Source organism: Chryseobacterium sp. JM1 (assembly GCF_000737715.1).
Taxonomy (GTDB): Bacteria; Bacteroidota; Bacteroidia; order Flavobacteriales; family Weeksellaceae; genus Chryseobacterium.
In genome coordinates, this window is record NZ_JPRN01000010.1 from 1 (window position 1) to 25,658 (window position 25,658).

Annotated in this window: 19 protein-coding genes; 13 read left to right on the plus strand and 6 right to left on the minus strand. The window is 35.0% G+C overall.

The window, feature by feature from the left end; translation table 11 throughout:
• Both IW22_RS15950 and IW22_RS15955 read right to left on the minus strand, forming a co-directional pair.
• On the minus strand, positions 1–1,586 hold a 1,586-nt coding region (locus IW22_RS15950), incomplete at its 3' end, for a recombinase family protein (protein WP_117616590.1).
• A gap of 150 nt (positions 1,587–1,736) precedes the next feature.
• The gene (locus tag IW22_RS15955; protein WP_034728341.1) at positions 1,737–1,994 is read right to left on the minus strand and encodes a hypothetical protein; all 258 of its coding nucleotides are present in this window, start codon (positions 1,992–1,994) and stop codon (positions 1,737–1,739) included.
• A gap of 492 nt (positions 1,995–2,486) precedes the next feature.
• On the opposite strand from IW22_RS15955, the gene IW22_RS15960 reads away from it, so the two are divergent.
• On the plus strand, positions 2,487–2,855 hold the full coding sequence (locus IW22_RS15960; protein ID WP_051891267.1) for an antirestriction protein ArdA: 369 nt from the start codon (positions 2,487–2,489) through the stop codon (positions 2,853–2,855).
• Here the strand turns inward: IW22_RS15960 and IW22_RS15965 are convergent.
• Genes IW22_RS15965 through IW22_RS15975 form a run of 3 tightly spaced genes read right to left on the minus strand, consistent with a single transcriptional unit; the run spans position 2,800 to position 4,788 of the window.
• The gene (locus IW22_RS15965) at positions 2,800–3,684 is read right to left on the minus strand and encodes a UPF0489 family protein (protein ID WP_034728353.1); all 885 of its coding nucleotides are present in this window, start codon (positions 3,682–3,684) and stop codon (positions 2,800–2,802) included. The genes IW22_RS15960 and IW22_RS15965 overlap by 56 nt on opposite strands.
• A gap of 57 nt (positions 3,685–3,741) precedes the next feature.
• Complete coding sequence (locus IW22_RS15970) at positions 3,742–4,053, minus strand: DUF6922 domain-containing protein (RefSeq protein WP_051891268.1); 312 nt, start codon at positions 4,051–4,053, stop codon at positions 3,742–3,744.
• Between the two features lie 45 nt (positions 4,054–4,098).
• On the minus strand, positions 4,099–4,788 hold the full coding sequence (locus IW22_RS15975; protein ID WP_034728355.1) for a nucleotidyl transferase AbiEii/AbiGii toxin family protein: 690 nt from the start codon (positions 4,786–4,788) through the stop codon (positions 4,099–4,101).
• 343 nt (positions 4,789–5,131) lie between these two features.
• Here IW22_RS15975 and IW22_RS15980 point away from each other — a divergent pair, with 343 nt between their 5' ends.
• The 3 genes from IW22_RS15980 (at position 5,132) to IW22_RS15990 (ending at position 9,473) form a co-directional block, all read left to right on the plus strand.
• Positions 5,132–7,126 (plus strand): ATP-binding protein, encoded by a 1,995-nt coding sequence (locus IW22_RS15980; RefSeq protein ID WP_034728358.1) that lies wholly within the window; start codon positions 5,132–5,134, stop codon positions 7,124–7,126.
• An 898-nt stretch (positions 7,127–8,024) separates the two neighbouring features.
• Positions 8,025–8,573, plus strand: a complete 549-nt coding sequence (locus IW22_RS15985) for a BfmA/BtgA family mobilization protein (protein ID WP_034728361.1) — start codon at positions 8,025–8,027, stop codon at positions 8,571–8,573.
• A 3-nt stretch (positions 8,574–8,576) separates the two neighbouring features.
• Positions 8,577–9,473, plus strand: a complete 897-nt coding sequence (locus tag IW22_RS15990; protein WP_034728362.1) for a DUF5712 family protein — start codon at positions 8,577–8,579, stop codon at positions 9,471–9,473.
• A gap of 41 nt (positions 9,474–9,514) precedes the next feature.
• Here the strand turns inward: IW22_RS15990 and IW22_RS15995 are convergent, their stop codons facing one another.
• On the minus strand, positions 9,515–9,901 hold the full coding sequence (locus tag IW22_RS15995) for a helix-turn-helix domain-containing protein (RefSeq protein WP_051891269.1): 387 nt from the start codon (positions 9,899–9,901) through the stop codon (positions 9,515–9,517).
• 215 nt (positions 9,902–10,116) lie between these two features.
• On the opposite strand from IW22_RS15995, the gene IW22_RS24725 reads away from it, so the two are divergent.
• The 9 genes from IW22_RS24725 (at position 10,117) to IW22_RS16040 (ending at position 25,189) form a co-directional block, all read left to right on the plus strand.
• Positions 10,117–10,239, plus strand: a complete 123-nt coding sequence (locus tag IW22_RS24725) for a hypothetical protein (RefSeq protein ID WP_262483632.1) — start codon at positions 10,117–10,119, stop codon at positions 10,237–10,239.
• Between the two features lie 544 nt (positions 10,240–10,783).
• A complete protein-coding gene (locus IW22_RS16000) occupies positions 10,784–12,328 on the plus strand; it encodes a T9SS type A sorting domain-containing protein (protein ID WP_034728363.1) in 1,545 nt (514 codons plus the stop codon).
• Positions 12,329–12,336: 8 nt separating this feature from the next.
• On the plus strand, positions 12,337–15,252 hold the full coding sequence (locus IW22_RS16005) for a hypothetical protein (RefSeq protein ID WP_131401748.1): 2,916 nt from the start codon (positions 12,337–12,339) through the stop codon (positions 15,250–15,252).
• Between the two features lie 11 nt (positions 15,253–15,263).
• Positions 15,264–18,965 carry a DUF6443 domain-containing protein gene (locus tag IW22_RS16010; RefSeq protein WP_081873964.1) on the plus strand — a complete coding sequence of 1,234 codons (3,702 nt, stop codon included), beginning with the start codon at positions 15,264–15,266 and terminating at the stop codon, positions 18,963–18,965.
• A 33-nt stretch (positions 18,966–18,998) separates the two neighbouring features.
• Positions 18,999–19,340 (plus strand): hypothetical protein, encoded by a 342-nt coding sequence (locus tag IW22_RS16015; protein WP_034728365.1) that lies wholly within the window; start codon positions 18,999–19,001, stop codon positions 19,338–19,340.
• A 154-nt stretch (positions 19,341–19,494) separates the two neighbouring features.
• On the plus strand, positions 19,495–19,821 hold the full coding sequence (locus IW22_RS16020; protein WP_034728366.1) for a hypothetical protein: 327 nt from the start codon (positions 19,495–19,497) through the stop codon (positions 19,819–19,821).
• 64 nt (positions 19,822–19,885) lie between these two features.
• On the plus strand, positions 19,886–20,302 hold the full coding sequence (locus IW22_RS16025; protein ID WP_034728367.1) for a hypothetical protein: 417 nt from the start codon (positions 19,886–19,888) through the stop codon (positions 20,300–20,302).
• Between the two features lie 672 nt (positions 20,303–20,974).
• Positions 20,975–21,229, plus strand: a complete 255-nt coding sequence (locus tag IW22_RS16035) for a hypothetical protein (RefSeq protein WP_034728371.1) — start codon at positions 20,975–20,977, stop codon at positions 21,227–21,229.
• A gap of 801 nt (positions 21,230–22,030) precedes the next feature.
• Positions 22,031–25,189, plus strand: coding sequence for an SIR2 family protein (locus tag IW22_RS16040; RefSeq protein ID WP_034728376.1), 3,159 nt, complete (start codon positions 22,031–22,033; stop codon positions 25,187–25,189).
• Positions 25,190–25,658 lie beyond the last annotated feature (469 nt).

The following is a 25,658-nucleotide window of genomic DNA, read 5'->3' on the forward strand; positions in this document are numbered from 1 at the left end:
GATAGAGCATCCCGATTTTTAATCGGGACGGTCTCAGGTTCGAATCCTGACGCGCTCACACAACCGACATCATAATTTTCAACAATTTGATGTCGGTTTTTTTTATTCATTAATTTGCTGTTAGTAAGGTAGATATACTTTGCAATGGTATTCATTTCAGCAGTTCGAAATGTTGTTCCATCAAATTCGAGTTTTTTAGGATATATCGAACTGGCAATTATCCTTTTTGTTTCCATATCTCCCTGTTTATAACGCTTTGAGATGTTTGAAATAGCATTTAGGGCATGATCAAGCCTGTTCTGAATATCATATGCTTTGGTTTCGGAAACCAGATACCCCAGCTCTTCTTCCAGCTTATCAGCTTCTAATTTTCCACTGCTCTTTATTTCCCTGTAATCCTCTTCATCGAGTTTATCGGAAAGATAAAGATCTCTTGCCTTTGATACTCTTTCATTGATCGCATCTATCTGTTTTGATACCGATTTTCTCTTTTCGTCAATACCCCCTGTGAAAGACTTATAGTTACTGAGCAAAAGCTTCTTTAATATATCCTTCAAAGGCGGATTAAATTCAAATTTTCTCAGTTCTTTTTCAAAAAGATCATTCAGAGTATCGGATTTATATCTAAACCTGCATTTCTTTGTACAATGGTAATAGTAGTATATTTTCGAATGTCCTTTCGAACCACTGCCCGTAAGATTACCTCCACAAAGCGGACAGGTTAAAAGCCCTCTTAACGGAAAATGTTCATTGCAAAGAACTTTTCCTCCGGGTCTTTCTTTCTTTTTGTTCCCGTCCAGTACATCCTGCACTTTGTAGAACAATGCTTCGCTGATCAAAGGCTTATGCTTACCCTGGATATAGTGTGCTTCCTCCTGCTTATACTGCCCAATGTGGATTTTGCCACAGTACACCGTATTTCTCATGGCATTGATAAAAGTATTTCTCGTTAGTCCTCTGCCTTCTCTCTGATTCATCTTTAGCCTTATATGCTCTGCCGGAGTATGTCCCTTAGCAACCTCATTAAATGCCCAGATTAGATTGGTGGCTTCAGGCTCTTTGATTGCGACATACTTTTTACCGTCTTCCATACTCCGGTTGATATAGCCGTATGGAGCTGTTCCCATAATCCTTCCCTCTTTTTTTGCTTTTCTCATACCATAAAAGACATTCAGTGCCCTTCTGTCGTTTTCTACTTCAGGAGAGGCCAGATAAATAGCCAGCATCAACTTATTTTCAGGGATAGCCATATCCAATGGCTGTTCTATGGCCTGGGGATTTACCCCGTTTTTTTGCAATTGGCTGATCATCTGGTAGGCATCTCCGGCATTTCGGCTGAACCGATCCCATTTGGTAAACAGAACAAGGCTGCTTTTATGGCTTTTCTTTTTCACCTCCATGAGATATTTGATCCACTCAGGACGCTTAAAGCTTTTCGCCGAATGATCTTCGTAAATAACCTGTCCAACTGTTATATTGTTGTGAAAACAATACTTGCGCAGTCTTTCGTCCTGATCTCTTTGGGAATATCCTTTTTCGGCTTGTTCATCGGTAGAAACCCTGATGTATAAATCGGCAGTTACCATAACGTATATTTTTATTAAAATTAAAACTGATGGGTAAGAATAGAATACCGAGGAAAGTATTTAGTATGGATTTTGTATTTCAGCGCTGTGAGACAGTCCGAAATGGGCTAGCTTGTTTTTGACCTCTTTGTAAAGCTAATATACGAATAATCAGTCAGGTGAGAAAAATTCTTTGAGGGTTATTTGTGTCAGCATATAAAGAAATTCCATGATTTCTTCCGCTTCTTCTTCACTTACGTCGATCCCGGCTTTATGCAGCATTTCCATAGCTTCTTCGATAGGCATCTTTTTTATTGGGGGAAGCTGATATCTATAATTATTTCGAATATATGCTTTGGGAGGTCTGGTAATTGGTTTTTCCTTTTTCATAGCCAATGTTTTTTGCTGGCATTCGCTAAGGTATTTCATCAGGTAAGTTTTATTTATCAAATGGTTCTATGAGGCATTATTTGCCTTTCATTGGCTTTGTTATAGCCTTATTGATTATTGATGGGATTGCTTCCACAAATTTTATCCGATAGAGACCGGATGCTTTTTGTTCCATTTCAAGAGCAAAGATAATTCCGTGTTCTTAACGCATGGGCAAGGTCAGGCCCTTAGGTTTTCAAAAATCTCCACCCATTCGGGTCGTATTTTCCCGAAAAACCTTGCCCTTGCTAAACACTAACCTTTTTATGCTCGTGAAAACGAAACAAAGCATACTCCGGCTCTTTAGACGAATAAAAAAATGTCAGAAATACCCAATAGAATATTACAGATCGTATTAGAAAACGAAAACAGCTCCTCCTCTCATTACCGAATAAATCGGATTCCAGGCAGGACGGGTAAAAATGCGATTCAGGAACAAACACCCACCTGTAAAACAACTGTTAAAGCCCATAATCTCAAAAATTGTTCAAAATGAAAAAGCAAATCCAGATAGATGAGGCCCGCGTGTATGTGGGTACCTATAAAAAATACAATGAAGGTTCATTATATGGCCGTTGGATCGAACTTTCAGACTATACATATATCAATGAATTTTATAATGTCTGCAAAGAACTGCACAGGGACGAAGACGATCCTGAATATATGTTTCAGGATTATGAAAACATACCGGAAAACTTGATTAGCGAGAGCTGGATCAATGAAGATATTTTTGATATTATTCAGTCCATAGCTGAATTAACAGACCAGCACTTAAACGTCGTTAATTTACATCCGAAAAATGGTATTATCTTAAATGCTTCCAATTCGTTTCTTTATCCCACTGGCCAGGATATGACGTAAATAGTGATGGCTTAAACCAGATATTGTTGATTACATTTAGCAGTCTGTTTGCTTTTAACAATCCACCACTATGTTCCGGTTCTATTGCAATAGTAATTCCCTGAAGCCGTTTAAAAATCCATTGCATTAAAGGATGTTTATGATCAAGCATTTCTTTTATTGTTTTTTCAGATAAATAGGTATAAATAGGGCCTTCCCCGTTGAAAGGATTTTGCAAAGTAAAAAAGTCTAGGTCTATATCAAAATAAACATTGTTTTCATCACTGGCCAAAAGCCCGTTTTCTAAATCTTTGTAGTCTTTAAACTTTTTTATAGTATGGGTATTTCCATATCGGTCAATAATGTGATCATCTTCCCAGTCACTATCAAATGATCCCTGACGGCAATGGACATAAACATCTCCAATAATATTAAGATAAGCAGCCGACATAATATGGGTATCATTAATACTACTTAAATTATTCCATGCATATACAGCAACATCCTGATTGCTGTTTAAATCCAACTTTTCCAGATATTTCTTTTCAAGATCTTCAGGACAGACTAAATCCTGATGCCAATCTAACGTAACCAAACATGGAGGATAATTAATTCGATCTTCTTTGATTAGGTTCTGTGTCCATTTATTCCAAAAGAAAAATGCATACCTGTGATCATTGAATATTGATATATCAATGCCATTTTGACCTTTATTGATGGGATGGGAAAGTAATTGGCTCAATGAACCCGGAGGAGTGAGATATTCATCATTTCTCTGAAAGCGTTTCATTTTTAAAATTTGTTTTTGGCGGATTCTTAGGTTGTCTTTATAATTGAAGACGGATTCCATTTTACAAATTAATTGCAGTAGTATTTGTAAAACAAAAAGCAGATGAGCGGCAGTTTGTTATATCCAATCGTAGGGTTTATCCTTACGGTTTAAGTAACAGTACATTTCTTCCTTTTTAAGTTCGGGAAAGAATTTTAAAGCATCTTCAATAGCATAGTTAGGTAAAAAATAAATTTCATTACGGATTGCTTTAATTACTTTTTCACGACCGTAAAAACGCACAATCTCATCTATTTCATCCTGACTGCCACGCTCTACGATACGACCGATTACCATTTTATAAGCCCCATTCCAATCAATTTCATCAAATCTAAACTCCCAAAAGAATTTGGGATGAAGATTGGGGATATGTTTGATTGGTGCTTCCATTTTTTTTAATTAAACTATTATCAAATTTACGAATTTTCACGCAATCTACCTACGTAAGCCCCTATTTTTCTTTGTCTTAACAGACAAATCTTTTTTCTCCGGTGCAAATTTATGGGAAGGGTTTTTAGTTGCTAATTCCAAGCGCTTTTTGATATGTTTCCAATCCTGTCGTTTATTTTTAATCAGATCTATGCTTTCAAAGGTAATTATATTGTTATGTGTATTCAGACCTATGACCGCCCAATATGGATCTTTATTATATTTTCTCTGGTAGGCTTCAAGATAGAATTTCAATGGTTCATGCTCAAGTAAAAAGTACATATCTACAAAATCCTTATACCGCTCACCACTCTGATGGATGGCGTGGAGTTTCATCGCTCCGATATCTTCGTTCGATATCATACGCACTCCCTCCACAGTTTCCACAGGATTTAAAAGAGGATATTGGTGAGAGATAATATCAACCTTAATGTTATTGATATAGGTTAGCAGGGTGTTATTAGATAACCTACTTTTTTCTAATTTGATTCCATATGTATTTTGAAGATGATTTAGTATAGTACCAATATCAAAATCTTTAATAGAGAATAGATCTAAATCTACTGATAATCTATGTCCTAAGCGTAAAGCCAGAGCTGTTCCCCCGACCAAAAAATGATCTTTTAGTACTTGATCTTGCATAAGTTTTTGAAGAAGATCCCACATCTCCGGACTGACTGTTTCTTTATATAACATGACTTCATTTTTTCCGGAAATTAATTCCGAAAACGAAGTATGTTCTTAAATTGGCACTCAGTGGCACCATTTGGCTTTTGATGGCTTTAAAACAACCAGTCTTATTGAGATAAAATTAAAGTTTAGTACTAAAGAGCTATTAAATCGTTTTTAAGTTCTTGGATTTAATTTTAGACCTTTTGTTAAGTACTTTAACGATTGCCATATACTTTTTTTATAAATTTACAAACGGTAATAGTTTTTTAAAATGTGTTTGGCTGATGCTCTTATTTAAAAAGAATCATTCCGGACTTACCTTCAGATAGCAAATCATTGTGATTACTTAAAAAAATATTGTTGAATAATGAGTAGAATTAACATACAAGGAACGATTGATAACATACGTAGTAAATCAAATATATATACTCCGATCATTGAAGCAATTGTTAATTCAATCCAATCTATTGTTTTAAAGCAAATCAATAACGGTAAAATCGAGATTGTCTTACACAGAGAAAAAACTTTAGATATTGATAACTCAATACCAAGTGTAAAAACTATTGAAATCAGAGACAATGGCGTTGGCTTTACTCAAGAAAACAGAGATAGTTTCGATACATTTTACAGTGAGTATAAAAAAACTATTGGAGGAAAAGGTTTTGGCAGGTTTATGTTTGTTAAGTATTTCAGCAATGTATTTGTAAGCAGTACTTTTAAAGATAATAACCAGTCTCTAAAATCCCGTTACTTCCGTTTTGGAAGAGAATATGAAATAATTGTTGATGAGAAGATTGAAGCAAGTAATGCTGTGGACACCTATAGTTGCGTTACTTTAGAAAACATTAAATCAGGTCAAAATTTTGATAAACAAATAGAAACAATTGCAAGAAGAATTCTAGACAAGATACTAATTTACTTCATCAATGATACTTATTCACCACCTACCATTATCCTTAAAGAAGCTGAAGGAAATCATTCAATTGTTTTAAATGATTTCCTGAACGAAATCAACGAAATAAAGCTTTGGAAAAGTAAAGACTTTATCCTTGAAGATGATAAGCTCAATAAATATGAATTTGTTGCAAAGGTTTTTAAAATTTATTATCCTGGGAACCAAAAAAGCAGAGTTAGTTTAACGGGTCACAATAGAGAGGTTACAGATACTCCCTTACATAAGTATATCCCGGAATTTGAAGATGAGTTTTTCGAGGAAGATGAAAATAAAGCAAAGAGAAATTATATCATAAAAACTTATATTTTGGGGAAATATTTAGATGATAATGTTTCTCTTGAACGTGAAACGTTTGATTTTCCAAAAGAATCAAAGGATATGTATTTCCCTTTTGGGCAAGCTGATCTTGAAAGAAAAGCGAGTGAAATCTCTAAAGAAGCATTTGGAGATGATGTACAGGTTCGGGTTCAGAAAAAAAGCGAGCAGATAAGAAATTACGTAAATGAATCAGCTCCCTGGCACAAATCATATCTTAACGAATTAGATATCTCTGCAATTCCATATAATTTAAAAGATGAAGATATTGAACTTGCTTTACAGGAAGTAAAATTTAGAAAAGAGCAAAAAACCCGAGCTGAGCTTAAAAGCCTTTTGGACAATCCGGAAATTTCACATAATGGACAAATGGCTGAAGCTATTTCAAAGATTTCGGAAATAGGAAAAAGTGATTTGGCTCATTATGTATTTAACAGAAAAATTGTTTTAGATGCTTTTCGTCAACTCTTAAAGAGAAAAGAAGATGGAAAAGGTGAATTAGAGAAGGATATTCATAACCTAATTTTTCCTATGGGTAAAACTTCTGAAAATTGTGATTATCAAGAACATAATTTATGGTTGTTGGACGAACGGTTAATTTTTTCAGAATTTGTAGCATCAGACAAGAAAATATCAACAAAAAAAGACGCTTTAGGGGAACCTGATTTGGTGGTATTTGATAAAAAGCAGTCTTTTAGAAGCGGCGATAATAATTATAGCAATCCTCTTACCATTTTTGAATTCAAACGTCCCAAAAGAGAAGCATACAAAACCGATGATGATCCAATAATGCAAATTGGAAAGTATGTGAAAGATATTCGGGCTGGAAAATATGAAATGCCTGAAGGTTTAGAGAAGATTAAAGTTAATGATTCAACTCCCGTTTATGCATATGTTGTCTGCGATTTGACACCTAAAATAAGAGAGTTTGCTGAAGAATTACATTCTTTAACTAAGAGTCCTGATGATGAAGGTTATTTCGGTTTTTTAAGAGGCTACAATATGTATGTCGAGGTGATAAGTTTTAAAAAAATGATGGATGATGCTACATTGAGGAATAAAATATTCTTTAAAAAACTTCATCTTGAATAATATTAAGCGGAAATAACCGCTACATTAAAATATCTTCCGTCATTGACAACAGTAATAGCTTTTTATAATCGTTTACAGCTGTCAAAACCTATTGATAATACCTGCCTGCTAATTTTCATGCATCCTTGTTTTCATCACAGCCATTGGTTTATCCATATGGCAATCAATCGGTACTACTTTCTTGCATGATAGCCTTCCGGCAGGCTGCAATATACTCTCTCAGTAATGACAACTTGTTTGCTGTCCTGACAGCATGCTATACAACCTGATAACAATCCGGCAATTTTACATTCCGATCTTCGGGCATTCTTGCCTTCACGATAGCTTATCGTAGCTCACGCAGGCGTTCCCGCCTGCGCTCGAAAATCACAATACACAACTTCATCTATTTTTAGGGAATGGCATTCTTTTGCGTCCACAGGCTTCATTTGGCATTGTGCTTAGTATCAATACTTTCATTATTCAGCCCGTACTTTGTAGAAAGATTTCAGATATAGATTGTATGTGCGGATATTATAATAAATCATATAAGATACCGGGCAGTTCAAAGCTGTTCACTATGTTTTATTTAATTCATCCCGCAGGGTGAATGCTCTGCTCTCCCTAACACAGCTGGGACGCTATTACGAAAAACAAGCTTTTCTTCACTTTTAAAAAAAAATAAATACAGTACTAATGGAAATAATTGAGCGGCAACATAATGTTTTGAAAAAAGCAAGCGGGAGTTGGGCAGAGCCCTACTCAGCTTGCCCCAGGCTGATGCCCGGGGACATTAAGGTATACCCAGGGTATACTGGTGGTTTTAAAGGCTGATTATGGAGATGATAAAGGTATACTGGCCGGTATACTTGATATTAAGAATTTAGCAAAGGCGAGAATAATGGAAAAATAAGATTTAATGAAACAAAGAGACACCAATAGCATCCGCTATCCTCAGGAAGTAGACCTTAAACTGGAAAAGCTGGCCCAGAACCTACACCGGAGTAAGAAAGATATTTTCTGCCAGATGGTGGATTACTTTTACCGCAGTAAAAAAGATCCTGCCGATTCGGGGGACGAGATACTTAAAAAGGATCTTTCCTCCGGAATTAGCCGTATCCTGTCTTTTATTAAGCAGCAGGAAAAAGATTTCCTGCTACCCTTGTTTTCAGATGCGGGATTATTGAAAGCAGCAGCTACCAGACAAACAGAATTATTGGAGAGAATTGCCAGACATCTTTTAGCAGAAAGTGAAAAAACGGGTACTATTGTACTGCATAATGAACACCTTTTAAAAGGTTTGAAGCTTTTATTGGCAAAGCAGAAAGAGAAGGACTTACTCAAACAGCAGTTCAGCGAATTACTGGAATATTACATTTCCCAGCGAGAAGAAATGGGCTGGGCTACGACAGCCATAAAGAAAGAAGAGCTTATCGCCCATGTCAGGCAATCACTTAAATATCTTTAGATCATGTATATCAATATCACAGATTCAGAAACGGGCAACAATAAAGCAAGTTGCGGGCAATTGGTGCAATACCTGGAAAAAGAGAACCGCACTCCCAGTGAAGATGGTAGAGAACAAGAACTCTGGTTCAGCACAGCTCGCAGAGATGTTATTCACCAGGAAGTCAGGGTTAAGATTGATAACAACATCGCCAAATTGGGAAAAAACGATGCTAAGTTTTTTCTTGTCAATATCAGCCCCAGTCAAAAAGAGATTGCATTTCTAAGGGGAAAGTTTGGGGATCAGGGAGCGGAAGACAAATTGAAGGAGTTTGCAATTAGGGCAATGGATGCCTATGCCCAAAACTTCAGACGAACAGGCATTGAAGGTAGTAAAGATCTTTTATGGTACGGTAAGCTTGAACATTTTCGTTATTACAGTCATAAAGATCCGGAGGTTAAACAGGAACTGGCGAAAGTAGGCCAGCGAAAGGAAGGAGAACAAATGCATATTCAGGTCATTGTCAGTCGTAAGGACATTACCAATAAAATTAAGCTAAGCCCTATGAACAACTCGCGCGGAAAAAATGAGCAGCATTCTGCCAAAGTGGGGCAATTTGACAGGCTGGCTTTTAAAGGCTCTGGTGAATCACTCTTTGATTCAATGTTTAGCTTTGAAAGAGAATTAAAAGACACCATGAATTATGCTTTGATTATGAAAAACGGCAATGCTGAGGAGAAAAAGCAGATTTATAACCTTCAGGCTGCCCAAAACAAGGAACCTGAATGTGACATCTTTTATGGTAGCGAACTGTTCGATATTTCCTTTCTCCCTGATTCTTTGGCATATGAACAGCCTGATGATATGGCCCCGAACCAAAAGAAGAGAAAGAAAAAAAGATCTAAGCCTCAGTCCGACTAAAGCCAAACACTTCTGGTTACAATAGATGGCCGATTAGAGTTTTATTTGGCATCAAAAATCTTATCCATTAATCTTCCCTGTATTTCAATGAGTTTGGCCATTTCTTTTTGATTATCAATCAGCATTTTTATCAGGTCAGGCGAGTTTACATTAAAAGTCGCATTATACACAGTGCCTATTGCATTTGAAGAATAAGAATCAAATGTATTATTTGATATAATATGACCAGCATCATCTACTAATTCTTTGAGGTCTATTTCATAGATATTGCTGATTTTAAGCAGGCTTTCCAAGTCAGGCCTTACAGCATCCGATTCCCATTTCGAATATGCAGGCTGGGATATCTGCAGCCTATCGGCAACTTCTTGTTGGGTATATCCTTTATTGTTTCTCAGTCTGGTCAGCTTGGTTCCAAGTGTCATAGTCATAGGGCGATTTTTATATGGCTAAATTATAAAATTAAAAATAAAACACAATTGGAAAATATTTAATGGGTTTATAAATCATTTTCACGCTGCATTGTGTTTTTCGTATTTTTCCTTGCCAGCTTTGTATAGATAAAATATGATTCCAGATGCATTCGAGATAAAAAATCTTTATGCACCCATGCCAACTGTAGATATTTATTTCTTATATTTGGTTTATGGACTTTTGGACAATCATAGGTGTTGTTTCTTCTGTTTTCGGGATCGTATCTTTCCTGAAAAACGATGCCATGTTGCTACTTCCTTTTAAAAAAAACATATATCCACTCGTAGTGAATTAATTGATTAATCAGTTCACATTCTTCTTATCGCTTTGATATAGAGCTTTACAAAAGATTTCTCCTTACAGATCTTATAGATTTTTACATTGGCTCAAAACCAGTTTTTAAGCCTTTTTACCATGTAAATATGAATATATTTTCATCACTCTATTATGCGCCTAAGGCAAAATAGCTAGCCTCGTTTCAATAGCTTCTCCAGTAGGCTGTATGAGATACCATTTGATCCGTCTCCCAATAGCCAAGAATATAAAATGTAATAAAATATAGCCTTCTGAATTTTATAACCCAGGTTATAAAGATTATAATCTGGGTTATAATGCGGCTGAAATTATTATTATACTTTAGCCATTAACGAATATATTCTGCTGAAAAGCAATAAAAATTGTATCTGCATATAATACGACAGGTTCTGTCGCTATACTCAACTAGTTTTGTGGTAATAGTAATGTAAGGGATTAATCTCCCTGATAAGAAATATGGGGTTTTCCCCATTGTGGGAAATCAATACAATCAATAAGTTCACAACTTAAAAACTCAAACGCCTATGAGAAAAAACATTTTCAGCGCACTATTGCTGTGCACATTGTTTAACGTATCTGCTCAAAATATTTTATGGCAGAAAGATATTAGATCCTCTACCCAGGATTTTCTAAACCAAGTTACCACAACCATTGATGGACAGTATCTTATTACTGGCAGTTCAATACAGAGCAATAAGCTTCAGGCTGGAAGCAGTAAGCAGAATAACGGATATGATTTCCATCTGGTTAAACTCGATCAGCAGGGAGAACAGGTCTGGGAGAAATATTTCTCCGGAAATAACCATGATTACCTCTCAGGTTCTGTGGTTACTCAGGACGGAGGATTTCTTGTATCAGGAACTTCGCTTTCCGGAAAGAGTCAGGACAAGAAAGACGATTCCAAAGGAGGGTCTGACATCTGGCTGATCCGGCTCAATGAATTCGGAGATGAATTGTGGCAGAAAACTCTGGGGTCATCATCGGATGAAGAGGCCCGTTCTGTGGTACAGACTACCGATATGGGTTTCTTTGTAGCAGGAAACATTCAAAACTCTTCTAAAGGATTCGGTTCAAAAGATGTTTTAATCATAAAGCTGGATAAAGACGGAAAAGAACTGTCTCAATCTGTTTTAGGTGGAAAAGGATTTGATGAAGTGGAAAAAATGATCCCGACCCGCGACGGCGGTGTATTGGTGGGGATCTATTCAAGAAGTGATGTAGGAGGTTCGAAGAAAACAGAAAACTTCGGTGAAGGCGACTACTGGATCTTGAAGCTCGACAAAACCGGAAAAGTAGAATGGGAAAAGAACTTTGGAGGAAAAGGCGATGATCATTTGAGAACCCTAGCTTTAACCTCAAATGGATATGTAATTGGTGGGGAATCCAGATCTGAAAGGTCAGGAAACAAAACGGTTGGTATTAAAGAAGGAACAGATTTATGGTTGATCTCTTTAAACGAAAGGGGCGATGAAATGTGGCAAAAGTCCTTCAATTTCGGGAATCGGGATATTTTAATGGGAATGAGTGTCCTTCATTCATCGGATGATAAATCTTCAAAAGGGATTCTTCTAGGAGGATATACTCAGGCAGAAGGACGTATTGAAACAGACGACGAAACATTCTGGTTGCTTTACACAGACGTGGACGGAAACGAGCAGTGGAGAGAGCATGTAAAAGGTGAATCCCGTAAAAAAGAAGAAAGGCTTTCAGATATTAAGCTGAACAGAGATGGTTCAATTCTCCTTGCAGGAACCAGCGCAGAAGAACTTGGAAAAGAAAATTGGAAGATCGTAAAACTTGGTGATAAACAGATAGATCAGCTTATTGAAAAACAGGACATCAAAATTTATCCAAACCCTGTGTCAGATTATGCCTATGTCGAAATAGGCATCGGATTTAAAGAAGCGTATATTATTCTCTACGACATGAGTGGAAGACAGTTGCAGAGTTTGAAAACGAAAAATAAAGTAACGAAGATTAATACTCAGAATTTGATCCAGGGAGCTTACCTAGTGATGATAAAGACGGATAACAATAAAACGGCGAATGCAAAACTAATCAAGAAATAATAACTCAAATGATGAATACATTTAATTGGAAGAAAGAATACTTATTTTTCTTTCTACTATTTTTAGTCACCAATTTCTATAGCCAACAGAGCTTAGGAGAAGGTACGACGTCTCCTATCGCCTCACCCTCAATGGCATCAATGGCAAGATATACAGATAATCCTGTTAATCAGGTAACGGGTCAACCCAACATAAATGTTCCTGTCATAGAAGTCCCGATACAGGACAAAAATATTAGGAATGTCTTTAATCTGAGTTACAATCCTGTTTATGTATGGGATAGTAATTTTTCAGCCAGCGATGTAGGTACAGGTTGGACTCTTTTTGGAGGAAGTGTAATTTATAAAAAGATCGTTGATGAACTGGATGAAAGATATGATGATGCTTCCAGAGCTGAATATGAGAAAAACCTTTTTGACGATTATTATTATTACAACTTGCCTAGTGCATCCGGAAAATTTCAGATCAAAAGAGATATAGTGAATAATACTTTCAGTCTTCTCAACATAACTCCAAACAATTTGAAATTTGATTATGAAAAAAGCAATAATACGGCTACATTAAAAATTGAAAATTTTACTATTACTGACGGGAAAGGATACAAATATATCTTCAATGATTTTGATTATGAAATGAGATATGACGGTGATTCTTTTATACCTCGAAAAGGATATAAATCTGCTTATTTCTTGACCAAAATAGTAAGTCCAACGGGTAAAATACTGGCAACTTATAATTACGATAAAAAATCTAAAACCAGAGCTTCTACAGGAGAACTGATGTACCAGTATTGTAAATTAAAATCAGTAGATACAGATTTGGGAAAAGTTATATTTGATTATCAGTTTGATGAGAGCCTTTCCGGAACGCCCAACGATCTTTACAGCCTCAAGAAAATAATATTAAAAAACTCCTTTGATCAGCTTATACGCACATATAATTTTAATTATATAAATTCTGTTGAACCATTCGAGCAGTCCCTGAGAAAAAGACTTCTTTCCTCAATTGTTATGAATGATAAAAATGATGTAAAAACTGAACAGACTTCGTTTGTTTATAACCAGAAGAATAATAACTTCCTGCCAACCGTAAATAATAGTTATTGTGATTGGACAGGCTCTGTACCTGAAAACTTTTATACAGATTATAATTTTACCAATACACTGGAAAAAATTATTTCTCCCTCCGGAGGTGTAACACAGTATGTATATGGAAATCATGAGTATTATTTTGATTACAACCAAGATTATTTAGATTCAATACTGCGTAATTATGTTGACTCAGATATACAGAACATTGTAGCTCAACCTGATTATCAATTTAATACAGGTCAGTCAAATACATATACTTTTACGGTTTCAGGAGATCCTAATAAAAAAATAGGTTTTAAATTTTCATTTACAACACAAGGCTATAATGAAACACCTCCCAATACACCTATAATAGGTGACCCAGAACCCGAACCATTCCATACAGACTTTGTAATTAAGAACAGTTCAGGTGAGGTTATGTATGGTAAAGAGTGTTTTCCAAAAACAATTGAATGGGCTGAGAATACCTATTATGGATATCCGGGTACTTATACGTTACAGTTTTCCGGGAGGGGAAAGGGTTACGGGATTTTTCAGGTATATGAAATTAAAATTAAACAAGGCCCTATTCGGAAGGCAAAAAATACAGTCCATTATGGGCATATACGCTTAAATAGCATTAAATATTACACGGGAATTAATGAAACATCTCCTGTTAAAACATTGAATTACAACTATGATAACGTCGAAGAAACAGGTTCAAGTGGTTATGCATTTTATTATGATAACGACAGTAAGAACAGTGCTAATGAGGGGTTTATAATGTATAAAAATGTAAAGGTTTCTGAAGCCGGAAACGGGTATACAAGAATCTCTTATATTACGCCCGATGATTATCCTAAATATCAGGATGGAGGTACTCAGCTTTTCCCCATATATTATTATCCTTATTATAATATTACCAAAGGAGGTCTTGTTTCAAAAAAAGAAATGTATAATGATCAGAATCAGCTAATACGTTCTGAAAATTATGTTTATGAACTGGATAACTTTACCAATCAGATTCATGATTTTTATATTGGACCTAATCCATATATCACTATACCAGCTTATGTGAAAAAGATTTCCCTGAGCAGTAAAGATTATACAAAAACAGGTGGTATAGTAGAAAATAAAAAAGAAACAGTTATTAATTCTTCAAACCTTGGCCCGAACTCAATAAAGGACGTAACCTCGGATGGAAATAATATAGAACAACAATTTATTTATCCTTCTGGTGTTGCAGAGTATGCACATCTTGAAAATGCACATATTCTTTCAGAAGCTGTTCAAACCATTAATAAAAACAACGGAAAAACAGTCTTAAACTCTAGAGTGAAATTTGACAACAACAGCCTTCTGCCTACTTCTGTTGTATTTGTTAATCCAAATGATAGCAGTATTAAAACAACAGTGAAGTATGATGTATATGACTCCGCAGGTAATAATCGTCAATATACTACTGTATCTGATGAAAATACAGGGAAGGGATTTCCTTCAGTGATTATCTGGGGATATAACAATACGATGCCTATCGCTAAAATAGAAGGTGCTTCATTAGCTGATATAGCTGGATTGGCAGATGACATTGTATCAAAATCAAATTCTGATGTTGATACGGCCTCTGAAACAGAACTGATTAATTCGCTGGATGCCTTCAGAACAAATAATGCGTTAAAAAAATTCCTGATCACCACTTATACTTATGATCCTTTAATTGGAGTTACAACCGTTACCCCGCCTAATGGTATGAGAGAGATCTATAAGTACGACAGCAATAATAAGCTCAAAGCAGTTGTTAATGTCAACGGAAATATTATTCAGGAGTTTAAATACAATACGAAACAGCAATAAAAACAAAGATTATGAAAAAAATATTAATACTTATATACTTTCTTTTGTCTGCTTTGTTTAATGCACAGAGTTTGACTAATACGGAAAACTACACCTACAGCAGAACTTACCTTGAACCTGTTATCAGCGAACAGGCCGGTGCTCAGCAGATGCAGACGGTCCAATATTTTGATGGGTTGGGAAGAAGCATCCAGAATATTGCAGTAAAGGGGTCTCCAACAGGAAAAGATGTTGTAGTTCCTGTAGCCTTTGATCATTTGGGAAGACCTTCAAAAAGCTACCTTCCTCTTCCTGTTGATTCACAGAATGGCGCCTACATGTCTAATGTGGGAGAAAATTCAGTCAATACTTACTACAATGTTTCCAATGCATTCTCTGAAGTAGCTTACGAAAATTCGCCACTGGGAAGAATTGAGAAAAGTGCAGCACCTGGAACAGAATGGCAGCTTAGCGGAGGCCATACAAAAAAAGCTGAGTTTTTATCCAATTCAGCCAATGAAGTAAAAAGATTCAAAGCTACCATTACCTGGAATGCTTCTTCACAGCTCAATGATGCAGTACTCAGTTTTGCGGCTAGTGACACTTACACAACGAATGGATATTATAATGCGAATGCGTTATACAAATCAGTATCTAAAGATGAAGACGGGAATGAGTCTCATATTTTTACCAATTCATTAGGACAGACTATTTTAGTGAGAAGGCTAAATACTAAAGAAACCGGGGCTGTTGAAAATCTTGATACCTATTATGTATATGATGATTTTGGGAATCTCTCTTTTATAATTCCTCCGAAGGCAGCTGTAATCACTACAAATGCGCAAATTCAGCCTGTACTCAGCAGTTTATGTTATGTGTATATATATGATAAGTATAATAGGCTTGCAGAGAAAAAATTGCCAGGAAAGGGCATGGAATATTTTGTATATGACAAACAGAACAGGCAGGTACTTGTGCAGGACCCCAACTTAAGATCACTAGTGAATAATTTTGGAAAACCAGGTTGGCTGTTTACCAAATATGATTCATTGGGAAGAGTTGTGTATACTGGTTTTTTTGCCAATACAGCAACAAGAGCAGCGATGCAGACTGCATTGAATAATATGTCTGTTAATGCGGGTAATAATGAAACTGCAAGTATCACTCCATTTACTCAAAACAACCTTAATATTTATTACACAAAAGATGCTTTTCCTACTGGAAGCATGACCATTTTGTCAGTAAACTATTATGATGAATATCCTCAGGGATCACCTCAACAGCCTGACCAGATACAAAGTAAGCCGATTTTGACTTCTATTCCTGCGGTTATTACATCTAATGGAGCTTCATCTATAAGGAGCACAAAAACACTCCCTACTATCACCTACAATAAAAATATTGAGAATGACAGCTGGTCTTCAGATGCTGTTTGGTATGATCAGTTAGGTAGAACGGTAGGTAGCTTTAGTAAAAACCATTTGGGAGGATTTACAAAAACAGAGACTTTGCTTGACTTTTCCGGTAAAACACAACATACGTTTACATATCATTCAAAAAATACGGCCAATACCGAAGTTACAGTTAAAGACAGATATACGTATAACCCACAAGGCTACTTACTGAAACATTATCAACAGATTAATACCGCTCCAGAAGAATTGCTGTCTGAGCTTACCTACAATGATTTGGGACAAGTCATTAATAAAAAAACAGGAGCAGGTCTTCAAAGCATTGATTATTCATATAATATCAGAGGATCGCTTACAGGGATTAACGCGTCTGATATAGCTAATATGAGCAGTAAGCTTTTCGCATACAGAATAAAATACAATACTGTAGAAGGAGCAGAAATGCCAAACAATTCTTTTAATCTGAAGGTAAAACCTAAATATAATGGCAGGATTGCTGAAGTAGACTGGAAAACAGCTTCAGGAGCCAACGAGCCACTGAGAAGATACGGGTATGTATATGACGGGGCAGAAAGACTTTTGGCAGGTTTTTTTCAGATTGATACCAATCCGTACTCCAAGGAATATAGTGAGGTTATGGAATATGATCTTGGCGGAAATATCACTTCGCTCCATAGAACAGGAAGCGCTATTAATGGAAAGGCGGAGGTCATAGACAACCTTACCTATAATTATCTGAATGGGGGTAACCAGTTGGATTTTGTACAGGAATCCGGAAAAGGAAATGCTTTAAGCGGATACCCTCTTCCCTCTGGACAGGGAGCCTCTTTACAGTATGATAATAATGGAAATATTACCCAACACCTGGACAAAGGGCAGGCAAAAATTACGTATAATTTTTTAAATCTTCCTTCTCAAATTACTCCAAATTCTACAAGTGGATTAGTCAAATATGTCTATTCTTCTGACGGGTCCAAACAACAGATGCATAAAGACCTTGAAGTTACCGACTATCTCGGAGGGTTCCAATATACATCAAATGCAGCAGGTAGCACACAATCGTCTGTTTTTGCCAATGAGGAAGGATATTATGATTTTATAAACAATAGATATGTATATCAATATTCAGATCATCTGGGGAATATAAGAGTTTCTTATACAAAGGGAACCGGAGGTGCAGCAGTTATTTTGGAAGAAAATAATTACTATCCTTTTGGACTAAAACACGCAGGATATAATACGGGGGATACAACGAACAATAAATTTAAATATCTTTATAACGGCAAAGAATTGCAGAGTGGCGGAAATTTAGATTACGGCTGGAGACAGTATATGCCTGATTTGGGAAGATGGAATGGGATGGACCAGCTTTCTGAAAGCTACCATTCTACTTCTCCCTATGCTTATGTGATGAATAATCCGGTGATGAAATATGATCCGGATGGAAGAATGAGTATGGACTTGGGCGCAGGTTTTTGGAATAATTCTCAGGATGGCACGACTTGGTATAATACCGGTGTAGGATTTACCAGTACTGACGGTGTTTCAATGGATTACGACGGGAATGGAATTAATTGGAGCCAACCATATACCAATATGTTGCTTGCCAATATTGGGATTTCAATAGGCACCAGTACTGATGAACAAGGTGGAGTTCATATTAACGTTCCTCCCATTGTACTTACTAAGACCAGCTTTTTCTGGGGAATGGAGATTCGTAGCCATGTAAATGAGTACATGGATTATTGGAACTCTAAAAGTGATTTTGCCTGGTCAAGATGGAAGAATGCTGGAAGGCTAAGTGATGGACCAGTAAAAATGATTGGAGGTTTTGGTGATCCAGCAGGTTTCTTTGATGTAGGTGGACAGGTCTTAAGTACTTGGAAACCGGAAAATCAATATCTTGCAATGGGGGTTGGTTTATTAGCCATTATTGTTACCAAAGGAAAAGCTACAGATGAGGTAATAGAGAGTAAAATATGGAAAGTAGGAGATTATAATAAGTTAAGAGGTGTTGAAATTGGGCTGGACGCACATCATGTGGGACAAAGTGCAGTTATGAAAAGATTAGTTGTTGGCTATGAGCATAAAACCGCTCCAACAATTTTAGTTCCAGCAGAAGGGCATAGATTTTTGGGCCCTAATGGGATCGTATCCCGTAGTACGAAAGGATTTGAAAATGCCCGTCAAGTTTTGGCTAGAGATATATTTGAGCTAAGACGAGTTTATGGATCACAGGGCATACCCAATAGTGCATTACAAGAATTAATTCAACTAAACAAAACAAAATATCCTGATTCATTTATAAAAATAATAGAATAAATTAAGAATAAACTAAATATAATTATATCATATATGAAACCATTAGAATTAGTAAAAATTCTCAAAAGAGATGTCATCGAAGGAAATATAGAGTTGTATGAAAATTTACTGAATACTACAAATGAAGCACGAGATCCAGTATGGAAAGGTATTCTACCCATGTATATAGAGTTTTCAAAAGAAGAAAGAGACGTTTTTTTAAAATTTTTACGAATTGTCGAAATTAATACTTTATCACATGTATTAGGGATCTTAGATGGAAGTACCTATACTGCTGAAATAGATGATGATTTCATCCTAACTACAGAAAATAGCAATGAAAAAATTAATGAAGATTTACAGGATTTATTCTTAGAATTAATTGAAGAAGAATAAAGAATATTTTTTCAAATGTATTTAAGGTAAAACAGGATATTAATTTTCAATGCCCTGTTTTTACAATAGATTTAATTAAAAAATGAATAAAAACTTCACAAGATTTATTAAATAATTCGATAGATATTGAATATGGAATAAATGATGCATAAATATGAAACTTTTAGAATTAGTTCAATATTTCAGAAGTGGAGGCTCTTATGAAGATTTTTGCCAAATACAATCTTTAGATACTGAATCTGAGGTGGTCGAAATTTATATGGAGCAACCTTTAAAAATAGACAATAATTTGGCTTTTTTTGAAATAGAGAAAACAGAAGGTAACATAGAGTATTCTAATAATGGAATGAAATATTCTAACTTGTTTGATTTTTATTACTTCTTAGATGCTATTGAAGAATCTAATACTGGTGATAATCATGCTTTGTCAAACGAAGAACTTACAAAAGCTCTTTATAATTATGCATTAAATGATGCGTAATTAATTCCAAACCTGCCTTACAAAAGTAAGACAGGTTTGGTTCTTAAATGCCAATTATTAATCTATGTATAAACTATTAGAACCTGAAGTAGCAGGAGGACTAGGAGACAAAACTAAAATAGATAATTCTTTTTTCCCTCCATTAATTAAAAATCTCCATTATGAGTTTGATGGTTGGTTGGGGGATGATATTCTTGAATCCTTTCCGTGCTATATAGTAACCGAACAATTAAGAAAAGGAATAGAATCAGAGTACCTGACAGGAATTAGCTTTGACGAGGTTTTAATATCTAAGTCTGAAACTTTTTTGGAGCTTTATCCTGAAAAAGAACTTCCAAATTTCTATTGGGCAAAAATTCATGGAGAGGCTCATAAAGATGATTTTTTAATCACCGAGCAAAATACTTTAGCTCTTTCTGAGAAGGCCTATATCTTGTTGAAAAAGTATAATATAAAACACGCTGATATTGAAGATATGTAAAGATTGAGTGATAAAAGTATTAAAATTAATGCTCTTATCTTTTCTCGCAAATGAAATAGCTTCCGATGCTAAATTTGCAACTGGTAGTTCAGATTTAGGGATTAAAACTCCAAAATTTGCCACTAGTTCTATATTGGTAAAATCTCCTACAAATTGGGTTTGGCATCATAATGTAGGCATTGGAATAATGCAATGAGCACCAACAACTCAGTATTTCACTGAGTAGTATTTTTGGTAAACAATGCATCCGGATGATCTAGGGGTTATGCAGTTATGGGGAATAAAATCAATATAATAAGCAAAAAACATGAAGCTAACAGATTTAATTGAAAAAAATCAGCAGGGAAAGACAGAACAATTCTTAATAAGTAATTCGATAGATATTGAATATGACCTATATTCAGAACCTTCCACTAACTCTGGTGTAACTAGGAAATAATACCCGGCAACCATGAAATCATCCCCTATGTACGATACGAAAATTTGGATTACGCTAAAACACAGCTGTTTTTTTCTATCCATTCTTTGGCGATGTCATATTTCAAAAAATAAGGTTTTTTCCGATGTGGATCTCGGGCCTCATGCAGAACATATTCGCAAAATGATTATGGGTAACGATCCCCGAAATGATCACGAATATGAAGTTATCTTGATTTATATCGACACTGATGGTTGAAGACCAAGCAAATCTGTTATAGACCTCAGAAAAATAAAGATGGATGGCAATACTTTTATGTTTTCCATATCAATGAAATCATGTATCACTTCAATGTGTCACAGCATAACAAAACAGATCTTTTCACTAAAGGAGCTATTCAAAAGGATAATATTATAGATATAGCAATTTTAAAGGAAAAATGGGCAAGAGATCATTTTGATATGTACATAGGACAAAAGCTATTGATGAAGAGTAATATCCAGTATTGATAAGAATTGCACGCCAACAGAACATAAATAGCGTAATCCTTACTTATCAAATAGATTCGATGTTAGAACAATGACTTTTCAGACCTTATCGACACCTGGACCTAATTTTTGCTTAATTCTTAAAATTAGTTTTTTCCATTCTGGCCGATTGAAATTCTTGGTTGAAAAGTCTTCACGATAAATTCCTTTGACTTCTTTATTGTTATATTTACATTATTTCAATAATTTATCATCCTGCAGTGGTATGGAGGGATCCTCTTCTTTTTGGTTCATCCTTACTTACACGAACATATAAATAAACTGTTTTCATATGAATATGTATTTAGCATTTTTAGTACATTTTCAAACATTTAATAAGTGATTATGGAATTACAATTTCATTTCCAAATTTAGTTCTTAATTTCTTTTCAGTTGCTTTCATAGCAACCCCAAATGTAAGAACTCTTTTGGTTTCAAACGTAAAACGTAAATCATTCGCTGCTTTTCGTCAGGAAATGATATTTAAGTAACAATGCTATTAAGACCTACATCTCACAAGTGCCAGTCTCGTCTAAAAAATAGAGCAAAACCCCATTGCACATAGCATCTTTTCAAATTAAGATTACGGTAAGCCGTAAAAGTCTTTAGGTATTTAGGCTTAAATTAGTTCAAAAAAAATAAATCATTACTATTCGCGGATTGATAATACTTGTGTATCCTTTATAAGATGGAAGATAATTTTGGTATATTTATGTGAACTAAAATTTATTATTTATAAAAGATTTTTACAATACTTCAGAGTTACAACACCTATAAAATTTAATGGAAGAAAATTTATATTTAGAATACGATGCGTTTTTAAGATCAGTAAAACGAAATGTTGATGTACCCCATTCATTCCTACTTGGAGCAGGAGCCTCGATTAGCTCTGGTATTCAATCTGCTTATGATTGTATTTGGGAATGGAAAAGGGACATTTACATTACTAAAAACATAAATGCTGCAGAATATTACAAGAATCACAAAAACGAAACAGTAAGAAAGAGTATTCAAAAGTGGCTGGACAATCATGGCAATTATCCTATACTTGACGCTGCTGAGGAATACACTTTCTATGCAGAGAAAGCTCACCCCATTGCAGATGATCGAAGAAAATATTTCTTCAGTTTGATCGAAAATAAAGAACCTTATATTGGATACAAACTGTTGTGTTTTTTGGCTTCACAAGGAATTGTAAAATCGGTATGGACGACAAACTTTGACGGACTGATAGTTCGCGCAGCCCATCAAAATAACCTTACGCCTATTGAGATCACCTTAGATAATGCAGAACGAATATTTAGAAATCAAAGTACAAAAGAATTGCTATGTATAGCCTTACATGGAGATTATAAATATTCAACGCTAAAAAACACAGATACAGAGCTTGATAATCAGCATGAAATATTTCAGGAACATTTAGGGAATTACCATGTTGACAAAAACTTTATTGTAGCGGGTTACAGTGGCCGAGACAAATCGCTAATGGATGCCTTAAAAGCTGCTTATTCAAAAAAGGGTTCCGGGCGTCTTTACTGGTGTGGCTATGGTGAAAAAATAAATAGCGAGGTAAAAGACTTGCTTAAATATATTAGAGCTTCAGGTAGAGAAGCCTATTATATTGCAACTGACGGATTTGATAAAATGCTAATTCACTTATCAAAGGCAATATTTGAAGATAGCCAAGAGCTTTCTGAAAAAATTCAAAAAATCCTTGAAAGCACCAATCAAACCGAAACATTCAATACAGAGTTCAAGCTTGAATTCAAGAAAACGGACAAGTATATTAAAAGTAACCTTCATCCAATTGTATTCCCGAAAGAAGTATTTCAACTTCAAATAGAGTATGGTAATGAAAAGCCTTGGAGCTTCCTCAAAACTCTAACTACTCAAACAAATATTTCTGCTGTACCATTTAAAGGAAATGTCTACGCATTAGGAACATTGAGTGAGATAAACTCAATTTTTAAGCCATATCTAAAGTCGGAAGTAAAAAGAGAGGCGATTTCCCGCTTTGACATAGAAAATGTTACAGCTTTTAAAAATCTAATGCTTACAGCTATTTCAAAATATTTCTGCTATACTAAAGAAGTAAATTCCAATTATAAAGACAAAATATGGTTAAAAAACATTCTCAGTAAAGTCGGAGATATCACTGTTCACAAGGCAATTTTTATTTCTCTTTATTTCGACAAAAATTCTCACTTTGGATATATGGCTTTTGCACCAACTGTATATTTGGACTCAGATTGTGAAATAGAGAAAAGTCAAAAACAGAGTATTAGTAAAAATTTGCTTGAGAAATTGTACAACAATAAATATAATGAAGAATTAGAACTGTGGAATGGGATCTTATTTAACCATAAAAAAGTAAAATTTGAGTACCCTCCATTATCGGGGACAGGATTTGAGTTTCAGATCAGTTCTAATACAGCATTTGGAGAAATTGATGTGATAGATAATAAATATCGATCATACGTTCCTCAAAATTATGATAATAAGCAAACACAATTTCGAGGAATTCAGTTTTTGGAACCACAACTCATATTTAAAAATATTGCGACTAATAGCGATTTTAAAGATTACCATCCTATGCGCGGTTTAATTAATAACCGTCCTTACGATGTGAATCTTAATGGAATAATACATTCCAATGAAATTAATCTTTCAATCATCTGTTCACAAAAATACGGGGAAAGATTATTTGCATTCCTGACCCAACTCAATTCAAAACATTCCACTGAGAATATTAATACCGACTATCTTATTGACTATCCTGGTTTCTTATCAGCTTTTAATCTTCCTATAAACATACCTGCTACCAATGATGATGCTTCATGGATGGATATCAATTTTGTAGCTGATAACTCCAAGGAGACTCATGAAAATGCCATAAGGCTGGCAAGAGCGATAACCAATAAAATCGAGAAGATCTCTGCGATTCAAAGCGCCAGTACTATCGTAATTTTTATTCCATTTGAATGGCAGCCTTTTGAAACGTATATTAATGAAATAGAAACTTTTGATCTCCACGATTATATCAAAGCATTTTCAGCCTCAAAAGGCATATCAACGCAACTGATCAGAGAAGACACATTGGATGACAAGCTTAAGTGTCAGATATACTGGTGGCTTTCGTTATCTTTTTATGTTAAATCTTTACGGACTCCTTGGATACTAAACAATCAAGAACGAAAAACCGCTTACGCAGGAATCGGTTACAGTATTTCAAAAGTTAAAAATAAATCAGAGATTGTTATTGGATGTAGCCACATTTATGATTCAAACGGTCAAGGATTAAAATACAGACTTTCAAAAATAGATAATTATTTTTTGGACAAACAGAACAATCCTTATTTGTCATATAAAGATGCTTTTCAATTCGGAGTCTCGATTAGAGAATTATTTTACCAGTCATTGGATTCACTACCAGAAAGAGTTGTTATCCATAAAAGGACTAAGTTTACTGAGGATGAAATAAATGGTATTAAGGCCAGTTTAAATCAGGCTGGTATAAAGAAAATTGATCTAATTGAAATCAATTATGATATTGATGCAAAATTTGTCGCAATGAATGTTTTTGATAATAAATTGCAAGTTGACAAATTCCCAATCTCTAGGGGAACCTGCATAGTGACCAACAAGCGAACCGCATTACTCTGGACACATGGTATTGTGCCTTCCGTAAAACAGCCAAACTATAAATTCTACTTAGGTGGTAGAAGTATTCCAGCTCCAATAAAAATAACAAAACATCATGGGGAATCCAACATAGATGTCATCGCTTCCGAAATTTTAGGCTTAACAAAAATGAACTGGAACTCACTTGATCTCTATTCCAAGCTCCCATCAACAATTGATTCCTCTAATCAAATTGCAAAAATCGGCAAATTACTTTCAAGATTTGAAGGGCGAAGCTATGATTACAGATTATTTATATAACTGAATTTGTTTTGTCTTCTTAAGGCTGTATACTTAAAATATAAAAGTTTAAGTATTCTAATCTTCACTGAAAAACAACCATGATAGCATCCAGCAGTAAAATTCCATTAGTGTGCTTACATTTATTGATGGAGAATCATAAAGCTTGGATGAAATAATTTCTAAAAACAGACCTCATAAAATCTCATAAATTTCATCGCTCAAAGTGGGAATGGTAATAACTTATAGTTATGCTTTAAGAATTTACTTAAAATATTTATTATTCCATAAGCAATAGTTAAAGCAGAAAATCCATCCTATGGAAAAATGGATTTTCGAATGATGGATTTTGATATTTTAACTGACTAATAATTACCCCTGAAAATTTAACAGATACAAACAAAGAAAAAGGTTTCACCTTTAAAAATACATTACATTATGAATCAAACAGTTAATGAACTTAATTCCATTAAATCAATTATAAAAGTGT